This is a genomic window from Zoogloea dura, from assembly GCF_012927165.1.
GTDB classification, from domain to species: Bacteria; Pseudomonadota; Gammaproteobacteria; order Burkholderiales; family Rhodocyclaceae; genus Zoogloea; species Zoogloea dura.
The window spans coordinates 121517-144870 of the sequence record NZ_JABBGA010000011.1 but is presented as its reverse complement, the minus strand read 5'-3'; the positions used below and the strand labels follow the sequence as shown (position 1 = coordinate 144870).

Sequence of the window (23354 nt, the reverse complement as noted above, 5' to 3'; positions counted from 1 at the left end):
AGGCTTGAAACTCAGACACGCGCCACCGGCAGGGAGAAGCAGAAGCAGGTTCCGGCAGCACTGCTGCTGTCGACCCACAAACGTCCGCCATGGTTCTCCACGATGCTGCGACAGATGGCCAGCCCGAGGCCAACCCCATCGGGCTTGGTCGTGGCGAAGGGCGCGAAGGGGTCGGCCCGCACCGCATCGGCAAGGCCTTCGCCCGAATCACTCACGGCCACTTCCACCGTGGCATCGGGCAGGCGGCGGGAGCGGATGCGCAGGACGCGCTCGGACGGCACGCTGCGCATTGCGTCGATGCCGTTCTTGATCAGGTTGCTGACCACCTGCTCCATCTGCACCTGGTCTGCCTGCACCGCGGGGAGCGCTTCGTCCAGTTCCAGCACGCACTGCACGGCATGGGCGCGGGTCTCGAACTCCATGAAGCGGAGCACACCACGCACGACCTCGTTGAGCGCCACCGCACCGGCCTGCCCACCCCCCTTGCAGGCGAAGCTGCGCACCTGATTGACGATCGCCCCGGCCCGCAGGGCCTGCTCGGCGATCATCTTGAGCGGCTCCCGCAGCCGCTCGTCCAGGGGCCCCACCTCGTCCAGGCGCCGCAGCGCCACCGCGCTGAAATTGCGCAGGGCGGTGAGCGGCTGGTTGAGCTCGTGAGCCAGCGAGGAGGCCATCTCCCCCACGTGGATCAGGCGCGCGGCGCGCTCCAGCTCCTGCTGCTGATGCTTTTCCCGCTCGGCGCCCAAGTAGCGTTCATGGACATCCCGGACGGTACCGATCATGCGCCGCGGCAAGCCAGCGGCATCCCGCTCCATGACCCGGCCGCGCAGGGCGACCCAGCGATAGGAGGCATCCTCAAGGCGCAGCCGGAACTCGGCCTCGGTAATCGGCCGGGCCCCCGCAAGATGGGCTGCAAAGGCCGCCATCGCGCCGCGGACATCATCCGGATGGAGGCGCCCGGGCCAGATGTCGCCGCGCCGCAGGCGCACCGCATCCGGCCAGCCGATCAGGGCCCGGAAGGACGAGCTGACCTCGATCTCACCGCTTTCCAAGGACCAGTCCCAGACACCGTCCCCCGCGCCATCGAGGGCAAAGCGCCAGCGCTCCTCGGCTTCTTCAAGGCGGGATTGGGCCTCCAGCGTTTCGGTGACATTGCGAATGACCAGGATCACCAGCATCCCGGGTGGGCGTTCGATGTAGGACAGCACCGCCTCGCCGATGAAGCGCCGGCCATCCCGGCTGCGATGCGGCCCCGCGGCCAGCCGGTCCGGACGACCGCCAAAGGTGTGGGGAGTCCAGGCAAAGAGCTCCGCCAGCGACACCCCCTGCATGCCGCCATCACCGAAACCGTACAGATCGTGGGCGGCGGGATTGGCATCGACGATCAAGCCGCTGTTGTCGGCGACCAGGACGGGCTCAGGCACCGCCCTGAAGACGGCGCGATAGCACACCTCGCAGTCATGCCGCTGGCGCTCTCCGTCGGCGCCCGCGACATCGCATGCATCAGCCCCTGCGTCCTGCATCCTCGGCGCCCCTCCCGGATCCGGTCGAATCGCTGCCAACCCCTTGACCGGGGCAGGCCCGGGGCTTCACGGCCCCATCAGTCAGGCGAGCCCGTATCAGCGCAGGCCGCCACCGGGCATCATCCCCTTCATGGCACGCATCATCTTCTGCATGCCGCCCTTGGAAAACTGCTTCATCATCTTCTGGGTCTGCTCGAACTGGTTGAGCAGGCGGTTAACCTCCTGCACCGTCACCCCCGAGCCTGCCGCGATACGACGCTTGCGGGAAGCCTTGAGAAGCTCGGGCTTGGCCCGTTCGGCCGGCGTCATGGAGTTGATGATGCCCTCGATGCGACGCACTGCCTTGTCCTCCACACCGCCCTGCAGCTGGCCGGCCGCCTGGGCGAACTGGGCCGGCAGCTTGTCGAGAAGGCTGGAGAGCCCCCCCATCTTCTTCATCTGGCCCAGCTGGTCCTTGAAATCGTTGAGATCGAAGCCCTTGCCGCTCTTGAGCTTCTGGGCGAATTCCTTGGCCTTCTCCTCGTCAACGCCCCGGCGTGCATCCTCCACCAGGGACAGGATGTCGCCCATACCGAGGATCCGGCTGGCCATCCGCTCCGGGTGAAACTCCTCGAGACCCGCCAGTTTTTCACCCACGCCAGCGAACTTGAGCGGCTTGCCAGTGACATGACGCACCGACAGGGCCGCGCCACCGCGGGCATCGCCATCCAGCTTGGTCAGCACCACGCCGGTGAGTGGCAGGGCTTCGTTGAAGGCCCGGGCCGTATTGACCGCATCCTGGCCGAGCATCGCATCCACGACGAACAGGGTCTCGATGGGATTGACGGCCGCATGGAGCGCCTGGATCTCCTCCATCATCACCTGGTCGATGGCCAGCCGGCCGGCCGTATCCACCAGCAGCACGTCCATGTAGTGGCGGCGGGCGTAGTCCACTGCGGCACGGGCGATATCCATCGGCTTCTGGTCCGGCGTCGAGGGGAAAAACTCGATGCCGGCCTGCTCGGACACGGTCTGCAACTGGGCGATGGCGGCGGGGCGGTAGATGTCGGTCGATACCGCCAGCACCTTCTTCTTCATGCGCTCGACCAGCATCTTGCCGAGCTTGCCGGTGGTGGTGGTCTTGCCGGCGCCCTGCAGGCCCGCCATCAGGATGATGGCCGGCGGCTGGGTGGCCAGGTTGAGGCCGCTGTGGGCGCCGCCCATGAGGTCGGTCAGCTCCTTATGCACCACGCCGACCAGGGCCTGGCCCGGGGTCAGGGAGCTGAGCACCTCGGTGCCGACAGCCTTTTCCTTGACCCGCGCGATGAAGTCCTTGACCACCGGCAGGGCCACGTCGGCCTCCAGCAAGGCCATGCGGACTTCGCGCAGGGCTTCCTGGATATTGTCTTCGGTGAGGCGCGCCTGACCGCGGAGGGTCTTGACGACTTTTGCAAGGCGGGTAGTAAGGTTATCCAGCATGATGGTTCGTGACCGAGGCCTTGGAGTAAACTTGAAAGATGGCCGCGATTCTACTTCATCTGCTCCCTGCGTCCCTGTACGCCCTGCTTGGCGTGCATTTCTGGCACAGCCGCTGGCTCGCCCCCACCAAGGCGCCACGCCAGGGCCTCCTGCCGTGGGAACGGCTCGTCATGCTCGGCGCGCTGGTGGCGCACGGCTTTGCGCTGCACAGCGTGTTCTTCTCCGGCACCGGCATCCACTTCGGCTTCAGCGTGGCGCTGTCGCTGATGCTGTGGCTGGCCATGCTGTTCTACTGGATAGAGAGCCTCTACGCCCGGCTTGAGGGGCTGCAGACCCTGGCCATGCCGGCCGCGGCGGTCTGCGCCCTGCTGCCGGCCTTCTTCCCGGACCAGCACCTGCTGGCCAACACCAGCTCGCCCCTGTTCAGAGCCCATTTCGTGGTCGCCATGCTGGCCTACAGCCTGTTCACCCTGGCTGCCCTGCACGCCACCCTGATGGCCGTGGCGGAGCGCCGCCTGCACGGGGCGCGACTGACCCGTGCCTTCGCCTCGCTGCCGCCGCTGCTGACCATGGAGACCCTCCTGTTCCGCCTGATCGGCATTGCCTTCGTGCTGCTCACCCTCACCGTCGGCTCGGGCATCCTGTTTTCCGAGGCCCTGTTCGGCAAGGCCTTCCGCTTCGACCACAAGACGGTCTTTGCCATCATCTCCTGGATCCTGTTCGGCAGCCTGCTGGTAGGTCGGCACGCCTGGGGCTGGCGCGGCAAGAAGGCGCTGTACTGGACCCTGGCGGGCTTCGCCGCCCTGATGCTGGCCTATGTCGGGAGCCGCTTCGTCGCCGAAGTGCTGCTCGCCCGCCCGGCTTGACAAGCCGGAACCCGGGCTGAATACTCGACGCGAGTCATTTCATCCCACCCGCTTGAACAGCATCCCCCTCTCCGCCCAGTCGGCAATCCTGGCCACACTGCTGGCCCTGTCCGGCTTTTTCTCGATGGCCGAGACATCCATGATGGCGGCCAACCGCTACCGGCTGCGCTCCGCCGCCCAGCAGGGCTCCCGCGGCGCCCGCCTGGCCCTCGAGCTGCTCGGAAAAACCGACAAGCTGCTGGGCATCATTCTGCTGTGCAACAACCTCGTGAATGCCGCCGCGGCCACCTTGGTGAGCGTCATCACCATCCAGCTCTTCGGCAGCGAGGAATGGGTGCTGGGCATCAGCACCCTGGTCGTCACCTTCCTGATCCTCGTGTTTTCCGAGATCACGCCCAAGGTGATCGGCGCCAACCACGCCAATCGCCTTGCGTGCATCGTCAGCTACCCGCTGACCGCCCTGCTGCGCGGCCTGTATTTCATCGTCTGGTTCATCAACCTGTTCGTCGCCGGCCTGCTGCGCCTGCTGCGTCTGCACGGCAGGGCAGGAGAAGATGCCCAGGCCCTGTCCACCGAAGAACTGCGCACCCTGGTGCTTGAATCCGGGGCCTTCATCCCGCCCAAGCACCGCAGCATCCTGCTCAACCTGTTCGAGCTCGAGGACATCACCGTCGAGGACGTGATGACACCGCGCAACCAGATCGAAGCCATCAACGCCGCCGACCCGATGGACACTATCGAACGCCACCTCGGCACCTGCTATCACACCCGCCAGCCGGTCTTCGATGGCGACATGAACGCGGTCATCGGCGTGCTGCACGTGCGCCGCATCCTCGGGCAGACCCTCGATCGCCATCTGAGCATGGCCGACATCCGGGAGATGCTCACCCGCCCCTACTTCATCCCCGCCAGCACCCCGGTCTATTCCCAGCTGCAGTTCTTCCAGGAAAACCGGGAGCGCCTCGGACTGGTAGTGGACGAATACGGCGAGCTGCTCGGGCTAGTCACTCTCGAGGACATCATCGAGGAGCTGATCGGCAAGTTCACCACCAGCGCCCACGATGCCAGCGACCGCCTGCAGTGGGATCCCCAGGGCTGCGTCATCGCCGACGGCGGCCAGCACCTGCGCGCCCTCAACCGCAAGCTGGAACTCAACCTGCCCGTGGAAGGGCCCAAGACCCTTAACGGGCTGATCCTCGAACACCTGCAGGACATCCCGGAATCGGGGGTGTCGGTCAAGATCGCCGGCGTGGCGATCGAGGTGCTCCAGGCGGAGAACCGACGCATCAAGACCGCCCGCATTTTTCGCCCGAGGCCCGACAGCTAACGCCTGTCATGTCTTCGCGGCTTTACAAGCCCGCCGCCTGACGGCATGATCGGTGGGCTATTCCGGCCGACTCCCCTTTCGACGCCACGGCATGTCCTCTCCCCCTTCCGCAGCCCTGAGCGGCCTGGCCCGCGCTTTTATCCAGCACGGCAAGCTCCTTGAGGCCGAGGCGATCGGCTGTTCTTCGCCCTCTGCCAATCCAAACGACTTCGTTATCGAGGTGATCAACCGCGGCCTGATGAGCGCGTCCGACATCGCCCTCTTTGCAGCCGAGACCTTCGGTTCCCCGACCCTCGACCTGAACGCCTTCGACCCTGCGCACCTGCCTGCGGACGCCATCGACCGCAAATTGATGGCTAAACACCAGGTGGTGGCCCTGGGGCGCCGTGGCAACCGGCTGTCCCTCGCCCTCGCCGACCCCTCGAACCTGCGCATCCTCGACGAGATCCGCTTCCAGACAGGCCTGGCGGTGGACCCGGTGGTCGTGGAAGCGCCAAAGCTGATCGCCCTGGTCGAGAAGCTCTCCGAATCCACCACGACGACCCTCAAGGACCTGACCGGCGAAGAGTTCGACATGGACCTCCTCGGCCAGGTGGACGGCGGGGAACAGGCCGCGCAGGAAGACAACGCATCGGAGGTCGATGACGCCCCGGTCGTCCGCTTCATCCAGAAACTATTGATCGACGCCATCAACGAGGGCGCGTCCGACATCCATTTCGAGCCCTACGAAAAGTACTACCGGATCCGCTTCCGCACCGACGGCATCCTGCGCGAGATCGCCCAGCCACCGCTGGTACTCAAGGAAAAGATCGCGGCCCGCATCAAGGTCATCTCTCGCCTCGACATCTCGGAAAAGCGGATCCCCCAGGACGGCCGCATGAAGCTCGTGCTGTCCAAGAACAAGGCCATCGACTTCCGGGTGTCGACCCTGCCCACGCTGCACGGCGAGAAGATCGTGATGCGGATCCTCGACCCATCCTCCGCCATGCTCGGGGTGGACGCCCTGGGCTACGAACCGGAGCAGAAGGCGGCCCTCATCGACGCAATCGAGCGCCCCTACGGCATGATCCTCGTCACCGGCCCCACCGGCAGCGGCAAGACTGTCTCGCTCTACACCTGCCTCAACATGCTCAACAAGGCCGGGGTCAACATCAGCACGGCGGAAGACCCGGCCGAAATCAACCTGCCGGGCATCAACCAGGTCAACGTCAACGAAAAGGCCGGGCTGACCTTCTCCTTCGCCCTGCGCGCCTTCCTGCGCCAGGATCCGGATGTGATCATGGTCGGTGAAATCCGCGACCTCGACACCGCGGAAATTTCCGTCAAGGCGGCCCAGACGGGTCACCTGGTACTGTCGACCCTGCACACCAACGACGCCCCTTCCACGCTGGAGCGCCTCAAGAATATGGGCGTCGCGCCGTTCAATATCGCATCGTCGGTGATCATGATCACCGCCCAGCGGCTTGCCCGGCGCTTATGCACCTGCAAGAAACCCCAGGATATCCCGCTCGAAGCACTCGTCTCGGCGGGGTTCGCCGACACAGATCTGGACGGCAGCTGGCAGCCCTATGGCCCCGGCGGTTGTGAGCGATGCAAGGGCAGCGGGTACAAGGGACGGGTGGGTATCTACCAGGTGATGCCGATCTCCGAGGAGATCGCACGTATAATCATGACAAACGGCAACTCGATGGACATCGCCGCCCAGGCCCAGCTCGAAGGCGTCAAGGATCTGCGCCAGTCCGGCCTGCTGAAGGTGAAACAGGGTGTCACCTCCCTGAGCGAAGTGCTCGCCTGCACCAACGAGTGACAGCTCCACGCGGAAACGATTGATGGCCACTGCAAGCAACAAGAAAGCCCCCACCCGAGCCGCCGGCGCCGCCCGGGAGCACATGTTCATCTGGGAAGGCAAGGACAAGACGGGCAAGATCATCCGCGGTGAAATGCGAGCGGCCACGGAAACCGTGGTGCAGACCATCCTGCGGCGGCAGGGCATCCTGACCCACAAGATCCGCAAGCAGACCTTTTCCCGCGGCAAGAAGATCACCGACAAGGACATCGCCCTGTTCACGCGGCAGCTGTCCACCATGATGCGCTCGGGGGTGCCGCTTCTGCAGTCCTTCGACATTGCCATCAAGGGTTGTGGCAATCCGTCACTGGCGCGACTGCTCAACGACGTGCGCGCCAACGTGGAAACCGGCAGCAGCCTGTCCCAGGCCTTCCGCCGCCATCCCGTGCACTTCGACGCCCTGTTCTGCAACCTCGTGGCCGCCGGCGAACAGGCCGGCATCCTCGACTCCCTGCTCGACCGCCTGGCCACTTACAAGGAAAAGATCCTGGCCATCAAGTCCAAGATCAAGTCCGCCATGTTCTACCCCATCGCGGTGGTGGTGGTGGCGGCCCTGGTCATCGCGGTGATGATGCTGTTCGTCGTACCGGAGTTCAAGAAGGTTTTCTCCAGCTTTGGTGCAGACCTGCCGGCGCCGACCATGTTCGTCATCGCCATATCCGACTTCTTTGTCCAGTACTGGTACCTGGGCTTCGGCATCATCGCCGGCACAATCTTCGGGGTGGCCGCCAGCTACAAGCGCTCCACAGCCATGCAGGCCACCGTCGACCGCATGATGCTGCAGATCCCGGTCCTTGGTGACGTGATCCGCAAGGCCACCATTGCGCGCTGGACGCGGACCCTGTCCACCATGTTCGCCGCCGGCGTCCCCCTCGTGGAGGCCCTCGACTCGGTGGGCGGCGCCGCAGGCAACGTGGTTTACAAGAACGCCACCCGGCAGATCCAGTCGGACGTCAGCACGGGCACCAGCCTCACCGTCGCCATGCAGAATGTCCATGTCTTCCCCACCATGGTGGTGCAGATGGTCTCCATCGGCGAAGAGTCGGGCCAGCTCGACTCCATGCTGAGCAAGGTCGCGGACTTCTTCGAGCGTGAGGTCGATGATGCCGTGGCCGGCCTGAGCCAGTTGCTGGAACCCCTCATCATGGTTTTCCTGGGCGTCGTCATCGGCGGACTGGTCGTCGCCATGTACCTGCCCATCTTCAAGCTGGGCGCCGTCGTCGGCTGAGATTCCGCATGGAAGCCTTTACCTATCCGCTGGTCTTCGTGGCGGTCTGCACCCTGCTGGGCCTCTTCGTGGGGAGTTTCCTCAATGTGGTCATCCACCGGCTACCGGTGATGATGGAGCGCGAGTGGCAGGCCGAAGCCGCCGCGCTGCGGGGCGAAACGCCCGCCGAGAGCCCGCGCTTCAACCTGGCGACGCCCCGCTCCCGCTGCCCGCATTGCGGCCACCTGATCCGCGCCCTCGAGAACATCCCGGTCCTCAGCTACGTCCTGCAGCGGGGCCGCTGCCGTCATTGCGCGGCGCCCATCGGCATGCGCTACCCTCTCGTCGAAGTCCTGTGTGCGGCCCTGTCGGGCTTCACCGCGGCGCACTTCGGCTTTGGCCCGGCCGGCATCGGTGCCCTGGTCTTCCTGTGGGCTTTGATCGCCCTGTGTTTCATCGACCTCGACACCCAGCTGCTTCCCGACAGCATCACCCTGCCCCTGCTGTGGTGTGGCCTGCTGTTCAACCTGGCGGGCACCTTCACCGACATTTCCAGCGCGGTGGTCGGCGCCGCGGCCGGCTACCTCACGCTCTGGTCGGTGTTCTGGCTGTTCAAGCTCACCACCGGCAAGGAAGGCATGGGCTACGGAGACTTCAAGCTGCTTGCCGCCATCGGTGCCTGGCTGGGCTGGCAGGTCCTGCCCCTGGCCATCCTCCTGTCTTCCCTGGTCGGAGCCGTGGTCGGCATCGCCCTGATCCTGTTCCGCAGCCATGGCCGCGAGAACCCTATCCCCTTCGGCCCCTATCTCGCCGCCGCCGGCCTCCTGTCCCTGTACTGGGGCGACGCGCTCACGGAGGCCTATCTGGGCATGCTCTGACCCGGACGACTTGAAATCCGGGGGCCCGCCCCCAACTGCGCAGAAGCGGGTCTGTTTCGCCCGATGTTGCGATGCGCTAAACTTCGTCCCATTGACTTCCCGGAGCTCGTCATGCCTATCTACGAGTATCGCTGCACCGCCTGCGGCCATCAGAAAGACCACCTTCAAAAAATGAGCGACCCCGCGCTCACCACCTGCCCCGCCTGTGGCGCGGAAGCCTACGCCAAGCAGATCTCTGCTGCCGGCTTCCAGCTCAAGGGCAGTGGCTGGTACGCCACCGACTTCAAGGGCAGCAGCGGATCCAGCCCGAAGAGCGAGGCTCCCAAGGCCGAGGCGGCACCGGCTGCCACGCCCTGTGGCGGCAGTTGCGCCTGTCACTGAGGGACGACGCGCGCGTACGCTGCTGAATGAAAAAATACTTTGTCACCGGACTGCTGATCTGGATCCCGGTGGTCATCACCTTCGTGGTGCTGGCCTGGATCATCAACACCCTCGACCAGATCCTCCTGCTGGCACCTGCAGCAGCCCGGCCTGATGCCCTGTTCGGCTTCCACGTCCCGGGTATCGGTGTTGTCGTCTCCCTGTTGCTGATCCTGATCACCGGCCTGGCCGCCGCCAACTTCGTCGGCCAGCGCATGGTCCGCTTCTGGGAAAGCCTGCTGTCGCGCATCCCGGTGGTCAAGTCCATCTACTACAGCGTCAAGCAAGTCTCCGACACCCTGTTGTCGAGCAATGGCCAGGCCTTCCGCAAGGCCCTGCTCATCCAGTACCCCCGCGAGGGCATGTGGACCATCGGCTTCCAGACCGGCGCCCCCGGCGGTGATGCCGCCCACCACCTGGGCAGCGACTACGTCAGTGTGTATGTGCCCACCACGCCCAACCCGACCTCCGGCTTCTTCCTGATGCTGCCCCGCAAGGACGCCATCGAGCTGGACATGAGCGTGGATGAAGCCCTCAAGTACATCATCTCGATGGGCGTCGTGGCCCCGCCACCCGGGCGCTCCCGTGCGCCCCAGCCGGCCTCTGCCCTTCTGAATCAATAAACGCGGTTCACATCCAACCGCGTTCCGTCTTTTCCAGGAATACAGACCCACCATGCGAACTCAATACTGCGGCCTCGTTTCGACCGCCTACCTCGACCAGATCGTCACCCTCTGCGGCTGGGTGCATCGCCGGCGCGACCACGGTGGCGTGATCTTCATCGACCTGCGCGACCGGGAAGGCCTGGTCCAGGTGGTCTGCGACCCCGACCGTGCCGACATGTTCCATGTGGCCGAGACCGTCCGTAACGAGTTCGTCCTGAAGATCACCGGCAAGGTCCGCCGCCGCCCCGGTGGCACCGAGAACACCAACCTGGTGTCCGGCGAGATCGAGGTGCTGTGCCACGACATCGAGGTGCTCAACACCTCGGCCACGCCCCCGTTCCAGCTCGACGAGGAAAACCTCTCCGAGACCACCCGCCTGACCCACCGAGTCATCGACCTGCGCCGTCCGCAGATGCAGAAGAACATGATCCTGCGCTACCGCACGGCCATGGCCTTCCGCCGCTTCCTCGATGCCAAGGGCTTCATCGACATCGAGACCCCGATGCTCACCAAGAGCACCCCGGAAGGCGCCCGCGACTACCTGGTCCCGTCCCGTGTACACGACGGCCAGTTCTTCGCCCTGCCCCAGTCCCCGCAGCTCTTCAAGCAGATGCTGATGGTGGCCGGCTACGACCGCTACTACCAGATCGTCAAGTGCTTCCGTGACGAAGACCTGCGCGCCGACCGCCAGCCCGAATTCACCCAGGTCGATATCGAGACCTCGTTCCTGACCGAGGCCGAGATCACGGCCATGATGGAAGAGATGATCCGCACGATCTTCCAGGAAGTGCTGTCCGTCGAGCTGCCCAACCCCTTCCCGCGCATGACCTACGCCGAGGCGATGGACCGCTTCGGCTCCGACAAGCCCGATCTGCGCGTGACCCTCGAACTCACCGACGTCACCGACGCCGTCAAGGACGTGGCCTTCAAGGTGTTCAGCGGCCCCGCCACCTCCGGCGGCCGCGTGGCAGCCATCCGCGTCCCCGGTGGCGCCAGCCTGTCCCGTGGCGAGATCGACGAATACACCAAGTTCGTCGGCATCTACGGCGCCCGCGGCCTGGCCTACATCAAGGTCAACGACGTCACCCAGGTCAACGAAACCGGCCTGCAGTCGCCCATCGTCAAGAACCTCCACGAAACCGCGCTGCGCACCATCCTCGAGCGCACCGGCGCCCAGTCCGGCGACCTGATCTTCTTCGGCGCCGACAAGACCAAGGTCGTCAACGACGCGCTTGGTGCCCTGCGCATCAAGCTCGGCCACGAAAAGGGCTACGTCAACGGCAAGGCCTGGGAACCCCTGTGGGTCGTGGACTTCCCGATGTTCGAATACGACGAGGAAGACAAGCGCTGGACCGCCTGCCACCACCCCTTCACCAGCCCGAAGGACGATCACCTGGAACTGCTCACCAGCGATCCCGGCAAGTGCCTGGCCAAGGCCTACGACCTGGCCCTCAACGGCTGGGAAATCGGCGGTGGCTCGGTGCGTATCCACCGCGCCGAGGTGCAGGAGAAGGTCTTCTCCGCCCTCAACATCGGCCCCGAGGAGCAGCAGGCCAAGTTCGGCTTCCTGCTCGACGCGCTGCGCTACGGCGCGCCCCCGCACGGCGGCCTGGCCTTCGGCCTTGACCGCATCGTCACCATGATGACCGGCGCCGAGTCCATCCGCGACGTGATCGCCTTCCCGAAGACCCAGCGCGCCCAGTGTCTGCTCACCGACGCACCGTCGCCGGTGGACGAAAAGCAGCTGCGCGAACTGCACATCCGCCTGCGCGCCAAGACCCCCGAGACGCCCGCCGCGTGATTGCCCGCCCCTCGAGGCAGAGGGGCAAGCCCTACCCCCGAGAGCTGCAAGAGCCACACCCAGACGTGGCCCTTGCAGCTTTTATCATTTGCCCCCTCAAGATTGAGGCCTGCAGGCCGTATCCATAAACGTCCCGCAACTGACCGCCCCCTCTCCGTGATCGATCTCGGCAATATTTCCGCTCTCGTCGTCGAAGCCAATCCCACCATGCGGACCCAGCTGCGCACGATGCTCAACATGAGCGGAATCAGCAAGGTCCAGTTTGCCGTCACCGCCGGCGTCGCGGTGCGCAAGCTGCGTGATGGCCGCTACGACCTGATCCTGTGCGAATACCATCTCGGCGACGGCCAGGACGGCCAGCACCTGCTCGAAGACCTGCGTCTCCACAACATCATCCCGCTGGCCACCCTGTTCCTGATGGTCACCGGCGAGCGCCAGTACGAACGCGTGGTCAGCGCCGCAGAACTGGCGCCCAACGATTACATCCTCAAGCCCTTCGCCGCCGACACCCTGCACGACCGCATCGAGCGGGCCCTCGAAAAACGCGAGGCCTTCATGCCCGCCTACCAGCTGATCGAGCTGGGCAACGCCCCGGATGCCATCCAGGCCTGCGTCGCCGGCGAGGAAAAGCATCCCCAGTGGGCCATCGACTTCATGCGCCTGCGCGCTGAGCTGCTGGTCATCAGCGGTCACGCCGAAGACGCCCAGCGCCTCTACGACCACATCCTGTCGAAGCGCAGCATCCCCTGGGCCCGCCTGGGGCTGGCCAAGGCTCTCTTCATGCAGAAGCGCTACGCCGAAGCCGAGGACATCCTGCAAAGCCTGGTGGCCGAGAACGACATGTTCCTGGACGCCTACGACTGGCTGTCCCGCACCCGGGAAGCCGCGGGCGAGCTGGAAAGCGCACGCTCGGTGCTGGCCACCGCCACCCAGCTCTCCCCTCACCGGGTCGGACGCCTGCGTCGCCTTGGAGAACTCGCCATCGAGACGGGCGATCACGACACCGCGGAGAAAGTCCTGACCGAAGTCGTCCGCAAGGGCAAGTACTCCGACTTCCGCGACCCCGAAGACCACGTACGCCTGATCCAGGCCCAGCTCGGCAAGGGCGATACCGGGCAGGCCGAAGCCACCATCCGCGACCTCGAACGCTCCATGCTGGGCCTCGACAAGACCCGCAGCTGCGCCAGCCTGTCCAGCGCCCTGGTCCATCTCAAGAAGGGTGACCCGGCCAAGGCAGGGGAAGCCATCCGCAGCCTCGCCGACGACCTCACCGGGGGTCCGGGCCTGTCCATCGGCCTCAAGCGCGAACTGGCGCGGGCCTGCTTCGCCAGCAACCTGGTCGAGCATGGCACCGAGGTGGTCCTCGACATCATGCGCAACGCCCCCGATCCGCGCACCCTGGAGAGCACCAAGGCCATCCTGCGGGAAGCCGGCAAGCCCGAGCTGTGCGAACAGCTCGCCACACGCATGGACGGCGAGGTGAAGGATCTCGTCGCCGAGGGCGCCCGCAAGGCCCAGAGCGGTGACTACGACGGCGCCGTGCAGTTCATGCTGAGCGCCGCGCGCAAGATGCCGGGCAACGCCCATGTGCTCTTCAACGCTACCCTGGCCCTCCTCAAGCACATCGAGAACTGCGGCTGGAACGAACGCTTCGCCGAACAGGCCCGGAACATGATGGAACGGGCCCGCCAGCACGATCCGGGCAACCCCCGCCTGCCTGCCCTGACCGCCTACTACTACAACCTGCTCAAAAAGTACGGCATCCAGCCCTGACGACAGGGCTGCTACACTCGCAGGACATCAGCAACATCCTCCTGCCCATGAGCCTGCTCCGCCTCCTGAGTTTTCTGCTCCTCTTCGCCGCAGCCGGTGCCGAAGCCCGCGGTTTCCTGGACTGGGGCCGCGAGGACGTCCCGGCCATCAGCGTCGACCGCCTCCCGCCGGAAGCCCGGGAAACCCTGGCCCTGATCCACCAGGGCGGCCCTTTTCCCTACCGCCGCGACGGCATCCGCTTCCAGAACCGCGAAGGCCGCCTCCCCGACGCGGCTCCGGCCTACTACCGGGAATACACCGTCCCCACACCAGGCTCCCGCGACCGGGGTGCCCGCCGCATAGTCAGCGGCGGCAACCCGCCCAGCGTGTTCTATTACAGCGGCGACCATTACCGCAGCTTTCGCCGCATCCAGGAATGATGTGACGCCTCCTGCGCCCGGAGAACCCCCGATGACCGCCCCCCAGTTCCACCTCCTGCTCCCCCGCGCCGAAAAGGCCGGGCCTTGCCGCATGCCCTTTGCCGCCGATCTCGCCCTCGAAGAAGCCTCCGAAAGCCTTGACTACCCTCTCCTGCGCATTGATCTCTCCCGGGTTTCCGACCGGGCGGGCTTTCTCGACGCCGTCGGCAAGGCCCTGTCCTTCCCCGACTGGTATGGACACAACTGGGACGCGCTGGCTGACTGCCTGACCGACATGTCGTGGCTCGCCGCGGATGGCTACGTGATCGCTCTCGAAAACGCCGACAGCTTCGCCAATGCCCACCCCGCCGACTTCGCCATGGCACTGTCCGTGTTCCAGGATGCCGCCGACACCTGGCGGGAAGATGGCGTACCGTTCTGGACCCTGGTCGGGGCCACCGACGAGACCGCGCCCTGGCTGCGTGACCTGGCGTGAGCAGCCCACCCAAACAGCCCGTCTCGGTGCTGGTGGTCATCCACACCCCCGGGCTGCGGGTGCTGGTCATGGAACGCGCCGGCAATGCCGGCCTGTGGCAATCGGTGACGGGCAGCCGGGAGGGCGACGAAGCCCTCATCGACACCGCCCTGCGCGAGGTCGCCGAGGAAACCGGCATCACCATCACGGCTGACGCGCTCACCGACTGGCAACTGAGCAACCGCTTCTCTATCCTGCCCCGCTGGCGCGGCCGCTATGCGCCGGGGGTGACCCACAACACCGAGCACGTCTTCAGCCTGCAGGTCGCCGACGACACGCCGGTGCGCCTGGCCCCGGACGAACACACCGCCTGCCGCTGGCTCCCCTGGGAAGAAGCCGCAGCGCTGGTCTTCTCGTGGACCAACCGCGACGCGATCCGCCTTCTGGCCCGGCGGCTCAGCGCGCCTCCGCCTCCGCAATCACCTTCCTGAGGCAGTCTGGGCAATAACACTGCCCCGCCCCTGCGGCCGGCACCGCCAGCACGGGCGGCAGGCTGGCACACCAGCAGGCCTCCAGCCCCGCCGCCATCCCGCAGGTGAAACGCACACCGCAAGCCGGGCAGACATTGGTGAGCGGTACATCCTTCTTCGGTTCGTCCATCGCAAATCCTTGTCGATCAGACCCTCGAGTGTAGTGGAAGTGGGTGGGACAGCCCCCTGCAACGTGCCCGCAACCGTTTCGCGCTTTTTGTTTGCAGGTCCGGTCATTACAATCGCGGCTACCTGAAAACCTTTGCCCGCAGGCCGACCATGACCGAACACATCGACACCTCCGACCTTTCCCCCGCCCAGAAGGCCGCGATCATCGCCGAGGCGCTGCCCTACATCCGGCGCTTCCAGGACAAGACCCTGGTCATCAAGTACGGCGGCAACGCCATGACCGACCCTCACCTGAAGGAGTGCTTCGCCCACGACGTGGTGCTGCTCAAGCTGGTCGGCTTCAACCCGGTGGTGGTGCACGGCGGTGGCCCGCAGATCGAGACCATGCTGTCCCGCGTCGGCAAGAAGGGCGAGTTCATCCAGGGCATGCGCGTCACCGACGCCGAGACCATGGAGCTGGTCGAGATGGTGCTGGGCGGTCAGGTGAACAAGGAGATCGTCAGCCTGATCAACCAGGCCGGCGGCAAGGCCGTGGGCCTCACCGGCAAGGACTGCAGCTTCATCCGCGCCAAGAAGCTGAAGATGGAGAACAAGGACGCGCCGGGCGACCTGATCGACATCGGCCAGGTGGGCGACATCACCCAGATCGACCCGAGCCTGATCTCCTTCCTGGACAAGGGCGACTTCATCCCGGTGATCGCCCCGATCGGCGTCGGCGAGGATGGCGAAAGCTACAACATCAACGCCGACGTAGTGGCCGGCAAGCTGGCCGAGATCCTCAAGGCGGAAAAGCTGGTCCTGCTGACCAACACCCCGGGCGTGCTCGACAAGGGCGGCAACCTGCTCACCGGGCTGACCCCGCGCCAGATCGACGAGCTGGTGGAGGACGGCACCCTGTCCGGCGGCATGCTGCCCAAGATCGGCTCCGCCCTCGACGCCGCCCGCAATGGGGTCAAGAGCGTGCACATCATCGATGGCCGGGTTGAGCATTGCCTGCTGCTCGAGATCCTCACCGACCACGGCGTCGGCACGATGATCAAGAGCAAATAAAACCCTCTGCGCGGAACTCCGGGGCCTGCGGGATACTCTTCACAGTCCCGCAGGCTTCGTTCCTCTCTCCCATGCTCTCACGCTTGTCCCCCCGTTCCCTGGGCCTGGCCCTGTTCAGCCTCTGCGCCGCCTTGCTGGCCTTCGGCCTTTACCTGCAGCACGTGAAGGGCATCGAACCCTGCCCCATGTGCATCATGCAGCGCTATGCCATGGCGGCCTGCGGCCTCATCGGCCTGCTCGCCGGGCTGCACAACCCCAGGGGCCGCAGCCTCTACCTCTACGCCGGCCTGCTGGGTCTGGCCGCGCTTGCCGGTGGCGGCGTGGCGGCGCGCCAGTCCTGGCTGCAGTGGTTTCCGCCGGCCGTCTCCGAATGCGGCCCCGGCCTCGAGTACATGCTCGAGAGCTTTCCGCTCACCTCGGCCCTGCCGATGATCTTCCGCGGCGCCGGCGACTGCTCGGCCATCGACTGGACCTTCCTCGGCCTGTCGATTGCCAACTGGTCCTTCGTGGTCTTCGCCCTCATCCTCATCTCGCTTGCCAGCTTCCTGCTGCAACGCCGCAAGACCCAGGCCTGACAAGCGCCCCAGCGCGGGGCGAGTCGCACCATCGCAGTGCGCCCCGCGCCCTCTCCGGCCCCCTCCCTGGCAAGGGTTTTCCGTGTCATCACTGGAAAAACCCTTTCTGGCACGGCCATTGCTAGATTGATTCCAACTCAGGCGCACGCCTGGCAATAATGATGTTGCCGCGCAGTGCGCCACCTGAATCCAGGTGTTTGCGCTCCGCTTCCTGACGGAGCGACGTGGCAGGCCAACGACGGCCCGACCACGATCAACGACGATTTCTCCTGCCCAAGGCTTACCGCCCGAGTCGGCTGCATTGCGACCGCCCGGGGAGAATCAATCGTCGGAGGAATCATGCGCAAACTCAAACTGGTCATGGTCGGCAACGGTATGGCGGGCGTCCGCACGCTCGAAGAGCTGCAGAAGATCGCCCCGGACCTTTACGACATCACGGTCTTCGGTGCCGAGCCGCATCCCAACTACAACCGCATCCTGCTCTCCCCCGTCCTCGCCGGCGAGATGACCATCCAGGACATCATCCTGAATGACCTGCAGTGGTACGCCGACAACGACATCAACCTGCACCTGGGCGCCCGGGTGGGCGAGATCGACCGGCGCAACCGATCGGTGATCGCCACCTCCGCCAGCGGCGAGACCATCACGGTCGACTACGACCGCCTGCTGCTGGCCACCGGCTCCACCCCCTTCGTCCTGCCGATCCCGGGCAACGACCTGCCCGGCGTGATCTCCTACCGGGACATCAAGGACACCGACGAGATGATCGATGCCGCCGCCCGCTACAAGCACGCGGTCGTCATCGGTGCCGGCCTGCTCGGCCTGGAAGCGGCCAACGGCCTGGCCCTGCGCGGCATGGACGTGACCGTGGTGCACCTCTCCGACTGGATCATGGAACGCCAGCTCGACCGTACCGCCGGCAAGATGCTGCAGGCCGCCCTGGAAGCCAAGGGCATGAAGTTCAAGCTCAACGCCCACACCGCCGAACTGGTGAAGGGCGAGTCCGGCCGGGTCTGCGCAATCCGCTTCAAGGATGGCAGCAGCCTGCCCGCCGACCTGGTCTGCATGGCCGCCGGCATCCGCCCCAACGTGGCCCTCGCCGAACAGGCCGGCATCCACTGCAACCGGGGCATCGTGGTCAATGACACCCTGCAGACCTACGACCCGCGCGTGTATGCCGTCGGCGAGTGCGCCAACCACCGCGGCACCGCCTACGGCCTGGTCGCTCCGCTGTTCGAGCAGGCCAAGGTATGCGCCAACCACTTGGCGGAGATGGGCATCGGCCGCTACCAGGGCTCGGTGACCAGTACCAAGCTCAAGGTCACCGGCATCGACGTGTTCTCGGCGGGTGACTTCTCCGGCGCCGAGGGCACCGAGGACATCGTGCTGCACGACCCCGGCCTGGGCATCTACAAGCGCATCGTGCTGAAGGACGACAAGCTGGTCGGCGCCGTGCTGTATGGCGACACCAAGGACGGCGCCTGGTATTTCCAGCTGCTCAAGGACGAGCAGAACATCCACGACATCCGCGACCACCTGGTGTTCGGCAATGCGCACCTGGGCGACGTAGGCCACAAGGGCAACAGCGTGGCAGCCACCATGCCCGACAGCGCCGAGGTATGCGGCTGCAACGGGGTCTGCAAGGGCACCATCGTCAAGGCCATCAAGGAACACGGCCTGTTCTCCCTGGAGGATGTCCGGAAGCACACCAAGGCCTCCAGCTCCTGCGGCTCCTGTACCGGCCTGGTCGAGCAGATCCTGGCCTCCACGGTGGGCGGCGCCTACCAGCCGGCCGACTCCAACAACAAGGCCGTGTGCGGTTGCACCGACCTGTCCCACGGCGACGTGCGCAAGGCGATCCGGGACCACAAGCTGCTGTCCGTCGCCGACACCCAGCAATACCTGCGCTGGAAGACGCCCAACGGCTGCGCCACCTGCCGCCCGGCGCTCAACTACTACTGCATCTCGACCTGGCCCCACGAGGCCATCGACGACCCGCAGAGCCGCTTCATCAACGAGCGCGCCCACGCCAACATCCAGAAGGATGGCACCTACTCGGTGGTGCCGCGCATGTGGGGCGGCCTGACCACCCCCACCGAACTGCGCGCCATCGCCGACGCCGCGGAGAAGTACAAGGTCCCCACCGTCAAGGTCACCGGCGGCCAGCGCATCGACCTGCTGGGCGTGCAGAAGGAAGACCTGCCCGCCATGTGGGCCGACTTCGCCCGCGCCGGCATGGCCTCCGGGCACGCCTACGGCAAGAGCCTGCGCACCGTGAAGACCTGCGTCGGCGCCGAACACTGCCGCTTTGGCACCCAGCGCTCCATGGACCTGGGGGTCAAACTTGAGAAGATGCTGTTCGGCATGTGGAGCCCCCACAAGGTCAAGCTCGCGGTATCCGGCTGCCCCCGCAACTGCGCGGAGTCGGGCATCAAGGACATCGGCGTGATCGGCGTGGATTCCGGCTACGAGCTCTACATCGGCGGCAACGGCGGAATCAAGACCGAGGTCGCCCAGTTCTTCTGCAAGGTGGCCGACGACGAGGAAGTGATGGAATACGGCGGCGCCTTCATCCAGCTGTATCGGGAAGAGGGCTTCTACCTCGAGCGCACCTGCCATTACCTGGAGCGGGTCGGCATGGAGCACATCAAGCAGCACGTGCTGGAGAACGCCGAAAGGCGCAAGGAACTGCACGAAAAGCTCCTGTTTGCCTTGCAGAACTACAAGGATCCCTGGGCCGAGCGCTTCGAGGACGCGTCCGGCGGCGCCCTGAGGCGCGAATTCGAGATCATCAAGGTGTGAGGGGCGCAGCGATGAACGACTGGACACTGATCTGTGCCCTCGCCGACGTGCCCGTGCTCGGTGCCCGCGTCGTGGAAAGCAGCCTGAAGGGCCGCATCGCCCTGTTCCGCAACAGCGCCGACCAGGTCTTCGCGGTGCATGACAAATGCCCGCACAAGGGCGGCCCCCTGTCCCAGGGGATCGTCCACGGCAGCACCGTCACCTGCCCCCTGCACAGCTGGAAGATCCAGCTGGAGGACGGCCAGGTGGCGGCGCCCGACGTCGGCTGCGTCACGCCCTTCCCGGTGAAGATCGAAGACGGGCAAGTCTATATGCAGCTCTGACCCCCACTCCCCGGGAAGGCCGGGGTGCCCCTCGCGCCCGGCACCTTCCCAACACCCCAATACCGCGCAATGCCTCGAGGCCTCCGGGCGGCTGAAGCCGCCCCTGCAGGAGTCCGGGGGAGCGTTTGCGCCAAGATTTTTGAAAACAGACCGAGAGCCACGACCATGGACAAGAAATCATTCCTGAAGGCCGGCCACACACCGACCCTTCTCGCCGCCTTCCTCTACTTCGACCTCGCCTTCATGGTGTGGGTACTGCTCGGCCCTCTGGGCGTGCAGATCGCCTCCGACCTGGGTCTGACCCACGCCCAGAAGGGCCTGATGGTGGCCACTCCGGTGCTCGCCGGGGCCCTGCTGCGCATGGTGATGGGCATGCTGGTGGACCACCTCAAGCCGAAGATGGCCGGTGCCATCGGTCAGGTCATCGTGATCGCCGCCCTGGCGGTGGCCTGGAAGTTCGGCATCCACAGCTACGAACAAGTGCTGATCCTCGGCCTCTTCCTCGGTGTGGCCGGCGCCTCCTTCGCCGTCGCCCTGCCCCTGGCCTCCCGCTGGTATCCGCCGGAACACCAGGGCACCGCCCTGGGCATCGCCGGCGCCGGCAACTCCGGCACCGCCCTGGCCGCCCTGTTCGGCCCGGGCCTGGCGGCCGCCTTCGGCTGGGTCAACGTGTTCGGCCTGGCCCTGATCCCGCTGTCGATCGTCTTCGTGGTGTACCTGGTGCTCGCCAAGGATGCCCCCGAATGCCCGCCGGCCAAATCCTTCGCGGAGTACCTGAAGGTGCTCCAGGACAAGGACTCCTGGTGGTTCATGTTCTTCTACTCGGTGACCTTCGGCGGCTTCGTCGGCCTGGCTTCGTCGCTGACCATCTACTTCAACACCCAGTACGGGCTGGACCCGAAGATGGCCGGCTTCTTCACCGCTGCCTGTGTCTTCGCCGGCAGCCTGGTGCGCCCCATCGGCGGCAACGTGGCCGACCGCATCGGCGGCATCAAGAGCCTCACCGTCATGTATGTGCTGGCGGCGATCTTCCTGTCCATCGTCAGCTTCGGCCTGCCCGAGGCCTGGATGGCCCTGGCCGTCTTCGTCTGCGCCATGCTGTCCCTGGGCATGGGCAACGGCGCGGTGTTCCAGCTGGTGCCCCAGCGCTTCCGCAAGGAAATCGGCGTGATGACCGGCCTGGTCGGCATGGCCGGCGGCGTAGGTGGCTTCTACCTGGCCTCCAGCCTGGGCTACAGCAAGCAGGTCACCGGCAGCTACCAGGCCGGCTTCCTGATCTTCGCCGCCCTGGCCGTTGCCGCGCTGGTCGGTCTCACCGCCGTCAAGAGCCGCTGGCGCACCACCTGGGGTGCTCCGCACCTCACCAGCGCCAAGATCTGATCTGATGAGTTGAAGAGGGGGAGAGAAGGTCTGCCGCGCGGCCCGGGCCCTGCGGTCTTCAGGGTTGGCACTCACCTGGCCGCGCTCCCTGGCGGCCAGGCCCGCAGGCCCGGACGCGCGGCAGCACCATCCATCCTGTCTCCCCCTGCAGCTCCTTCCCGTTCCGCGGCATACTGCCGCGTCGCCTCGAGTGGCCCCGCCCATGACCCCCTCCCTGCAGGCCCGCCTCGGCTACGCCTCCCTCACCGGCCCCCGGCCCCGCAACGAAGACTTCTGCGGCGCCGTCACGCCTGAAGGCGCCGAGCTGGAAGCCAAGGGCATCCTGGCGGTGGTGGCCGACGGGGTGGGCGGCCACGCCAACGGGCGCGAGGCCTCCGAATACACCGTCCGTGGCCTGCTGTCCGACTACTACGCCACCCCCGACACCTGGGCGGTCAACAAATCCCTGGACACCGTGCTGGCCGCCCTCAACCGCTGGCTGCTGTCCCTGGCGAGCCGCACGCGGGAGAGCGCCGGCATGGCCACCACCCTGTCGGCCGTGGTCCTGCGCGGGCGCCGCTTCTACCTTGCTCATGTGGGCGATTCGCGCATCTACCGCCTGCGCGGCGGCCGGCTCGAACAGTTGACCACCGACCATGTGTGGGAACACCCCGAGCTGAACAACGTGCTGTCCCGGGCCGTCGGCCTGGATGCCCACCTGTCGGTGGATTACGCCGACGGGGACCTCGAGGCCGGGGACATCTTCGCCCTGATGAGCGACGGCGTCTGGGGCCAGTTGGGCGAGCGCCGCATCGGCGACATCCTGAAAGCCGAGAAAGCCCCCCAGGACGCCGCCGCCCGCCTCGCCATGAGCGCCGAGGACGGCGGCAGCCAGGACAACTGCACCGCGCTGGTCCTGCACGTGGACAGCCTGCCGCCCGACCGCCTGCGGGACAACATCACCCGCCTGCGCCAGCTGCCCCTGCCGCCGCGCCTGCACCCCGGCCAGCAACTGGACGGCCTCAGCGTGGAGGCGGTGCTGCACGAATCCATCGCCACCCTGCTCTACCGGGTGTGTGACGCCCAGGGCCGCCTGCGGGTCCTCAAGACCCTGCGCCCCGAGCACGACGATGCGGAGGCCGCTGCCGCCCTGGCCCACGAAGAGTGGCTGGCCCGGCGGGTCAACGACGCCTGGTTTCCCCAGGTGATCCCCCACCCGGAACGCAGCCACCTCTACTACCTGATGAGCTGGCACGAGGGCGCCACCCTCAAGGCCCGCCTCGACACCGACCATCGCTTCGGCAGCGGCGAGACCGTCGAGCTGGGCGAGCGCATCCTCAAGGGCCTGGCCGCCCTGCATCGCCTGTCCATCGTCCACCGGGACATCAAGCCCGACAACCTGCACCTGGACCAGGAAGGCCGCCTGCGCATCCTCGACCTGGGCGTGGCCGCCTCCGACGGCGAACGGGACGGCCAGAAGTTCGAGGAGATCAACAACCCCGGCACCCCCAGTTACATGGCCCCTGAACTGTTCGGCCCGCGCCCGGCCGCCGCCGACGAGCAGACGGACCTCTACGCCGTGGGCGTGACCCTCTACCAGCTCCTCACCCGCAAGTACCCCTACGGCGAAATCGAGCCCTTCCAGACCCCCCGCTTCGGCGACCCGGTGCCGCCCACCCGCTTCCGCCCCGACATCCCTGACTGGCTGGAAGCCGTGCTGCTCAAGGCGGTGGCGCGGGAGCCCAAGGCCCGCTTCGAAACGGCCGAAGAGTTCCTGCTGGCCCTCGAGCGGGGCGCCCGCCGCCCCCTCAGCGTGCCGCGCAAGTCCCCCCTGCTGCAGCGCGACCCGCAACTCGGGCTCAAGCTCCTGGCAGTCACCTCGCTGGTGCTCAACATCTTCCTGCTGTTCCTGCTGCTGGCCCGCTGAGCGGCCCATTCCGGGCCGTCTC

At 66.2% G+C, this 23354-nt stretch carries 21 protein-coding genes; 18 read left to right on the top strand and 3 right to left on the bottom strand.

Going from position 1 to position 23354, the window contains the following annotated elements; translation table 11 throughout:
- Window positions 1-11 precede the first annotated feature (11 nt).
- Both HHL15_RS14840 and ffh read right to left on the bottom strand, forming a co-directional pair.
- Entirely contained in the window at window positions 12-1523 is a 1512-nt protein-coding gene (locus tag HHL15_RS14840; protein WP_235943407.1) for a PAS domain-containing sensor histidine kinase, read from the bottom strand.
- A gap of 96 nt (window positions 1524-1619) precedes the next feature.
- On the bottom strand, window positions 1620-2981 hold the full coding sequence (ffh, locus tag HHL15_RS14835) for a signal recognition particle protein (RefSeq protein ID WP_169146563.1): 1362 nt from the start codon (window positions 2979-2981) through the stop codon (window positions 1620-1622).
- Window positions 2982-3019: 38 nt separating this feature from the next.
- Here ffh and HHL15_RS14830 point away from each other — a divergent pair, with 38 nt between their 5' ends.
- The 12 genes from HHL15_RS14830 to nudB all read left to right on the top strand — a co-directional run bounded on the left by HHL15_RS14830 (window position 3020) and on the right by nudB (window position 15128).
- Complete coding sequence (locus HHL15_RS14830) at window positions 3020-3847, top strand: cytochrome C assembly family protein (protein ID WP_169146562.1); 828 nt, start codon at window positions 3020-3022, stop codon at window positions 3845-3847.
- A gap of 52 nt (window positions 3848-3899) precedes the next feature.
- Window positions 3900-5174 carry an HlyC/CorC family transporter gene (locus tag HHL15_RS14825; RefSeq protein WP_235943406.1) on the top strand — a complete coding sequence of 425 codons (1275 nt, stop codon included), beginning with the start codon at window positions 3900-3902 and terminating at the stop codon, window positions 5172-5174.
- Between the two features lie 91 nt (window positions 5175-5265).
- Window positions 5266-6981, top strand: a complete 1716-nt coding sequence (pilB, locus tag HHL15_RS14820) for a type IV-A pilus assembly ATPase PilB (RefSeq protein WP_169146560.1) — start codon at window positions 5266-5268, stop codon at window positions 6979-6981.
- 22 nt (window positions 6982-7003) lie between these two features.
- Complete coding sequence (locus HHL15_RS14815) at window positions 7004-8248, top strand: type II secretion system F family protein (protein WP_169146559.1); 1245 nt, start codon at window positions 7004-7006, stop codon at window positions 8246-8248.
- 8 nt (window positions 8249-8256) lie between these two features.
- Window positions 8257-9105 carry a prepilin peptidase gene (locus HHL15_RS14810; protein WP_169146558.1) on the top strand — a complete coding sequence of 283 codons (849 nt, stop codon included), beginning with the start codon at window positions 8257-8259 and terminating at the stop codon, window positions 9103-9105.
- A gap of 111 nt (window positions 9106-9216) precedes the next feature.
- Window positions 9217-9486, top strand: coding sequence for an FmdB family zinc ribbon protein (locus tag HHL15_RS14805; protein ID WP_169146557.1), 270 nt, complete (start codon window positions 9217-9219; stop codon window positions 9484-9486).
- Window positions 9487-9512: 26 nt separating this feature from the next.
- On the top strand, window positions 9513-10148 hold the full coding sequence (locus tag HHL15_RS14800; protein WP_169146556.1) for a DUF502 domain-containing protein: 636 nt from the start codon (window positions 9513-9515) through the stop codon (window positions 10146-10148).
- A 52-nt stretch (window positions 10149-10200) separates the two neighbouring features.
- Window positions 10201-11991 (top strand): aspartate--tRNA ligase, encoded by a 1791-nt coding sequence (gene aspS, locus HHL15_RS14795; protein WP_169146555.1) that lies wholly within the window; start codon window positions 10201-10203, stop codon window positions 11989-11991.
- Window positions 11992-12147: 156 nt separating this feature from the next.
- Entirely contained in the window at window positions 12148-13764 is a 1617-nt protein-coding gene (locus HHL15_RS14790; protein ID WP_169146554.1) for a tetratricopeptide repeat protein, read from the top strand.
- Window positions 13765-13811: 47 nt separating this feature from the next.
- Window positions 13812-14183: a ribonuclease domain-containing protein gene (locus tag HHL15_RS14785; protein WP_169146553.1), complete on the top strand. Its 372-nt coding sequence runs from the start codon at window positions 13812-13814 to the stop codon at window positions 14181-14183.
- A 31-nt stretch (window positions 14184-14214) separates the two neighbouring features.
- Window positions 14215-14658: a barstar family protein gene (locus HHL15_RS14780; RefSeq protein ID WP_235943405.1), complete on the top strand. Its 444-nt coding sequence runs from the start codon at window positions 14215-14217 to the stop codon at window positions 14656-14658.
- Window positions 14655-15128 carry a dihydroneopterin triphosphate diphosphatase gene (gene nudB / locus HHL15_RS14775; protein ID WP_169146552.1) on the top strand — a complete coding sequence of 158 codons (474 nt, stop codon included), beginning with the start codon at window positions 14655-14657 and terminating at the stop codon, window positions 15126-15128. Before HHL15_RS14780 ends, nudB begins: the two co-directional genes overlap by 4 nt.
- Here the strand turns inward: nudB and HHL15_RS14770 are convergent.
- Window positions 15094-15297 (bottom strand): cysteine-rich CWC family protein, encoded by a 204-nt coding sequence (locus HHL15_RS14770; protein ID WP_169146551.1) that lies wholly within the window; start codon window positions 15295-15297, stop codon window positions 15094-15096. The genes nudB and HHL15_RS14770 overlap by 35 nt on opposite strands.
- 149 nt (window positions 15298-15446) lie before the next feature.
- On the opposite strand from HHL15_RS14770, the gene argB reads away from it, so the two are divergent.
- The 6 genes from argB to HHL15_RS14740 all read left to right on the top strand — a co-directional run bounded on the left by argB (window position 15447) and on the right by HHL15_RS14740 (window position 23332).
- On the top strand, window positions 15447-16346 hold the full coding sequence (argB, locus tag HHL15_RS14765; protein WP_169146550.1) for an acetylglutamate kinase: 900 nt from the start codon (window positions 15447-15449) through the stop codon (window positions 16344-16346).
- Window positions 16347-16417: 71 nt separating this feature from the next.
- Window positions 16418-16921 (top strand): disulfide bond formation protein B, encoded by a 504-nt coding sequence (locus tag HHL15_RS14760; RefSeq protein WP_169146549.1) that lies wholly within the window; start codon window positions 16418-16420, stop codon window positions 16919-16921.
- A gap of 339 nt (window positions 16922-17260) precedes the next feature.
- Entirely contained in the window at window positions 17261-19723 is a 2463-nt protein-coding gene (nirB, locus tag HHL15_RS14755) for a nitrite reductase large subunit NirB (RefSeq protein WP_169146548.1), read from the top strand.
- An 11-nt stretch (window positions 19724-19734) separates the two neighbouring features.
- Complete coding sequence (gene nirD, locus HHL15_RS14750) at window positions 19735-20046, top strand: nitrite reductase small subunit NirD (protein ID WP_169146547.1); 312 nt, start codon at window positions 19735-19737, stop codon at window positions 20044-20046.
- 165 nt (window positions 20047-20211) lie between these two features.
- Window positions 20212-21426 (top strand): nitrate/nitrite transporter, encoded by a 1215-nt coding sequence (locus HHL15_RS14745; RefSeq protein ID WP_169146546.1) that lies wholly within the window; start codon window positions 20212-20214, stop codon window positions 21424-21426.
- A gap of 202 nt (window positions 21427-21628) precedes the next feature.
- Entirely contained in the window at window positions 21629-23332 is a 1704-nt protein-coding gene (locus HHL15_RS14740) for a bifunctional protein-serine/threonine kinase/phosphatase (protein ID WP_169146545.1), read from the top strand.
- Window positions 23333-23354: the final 22 nt, after the last annotated feature.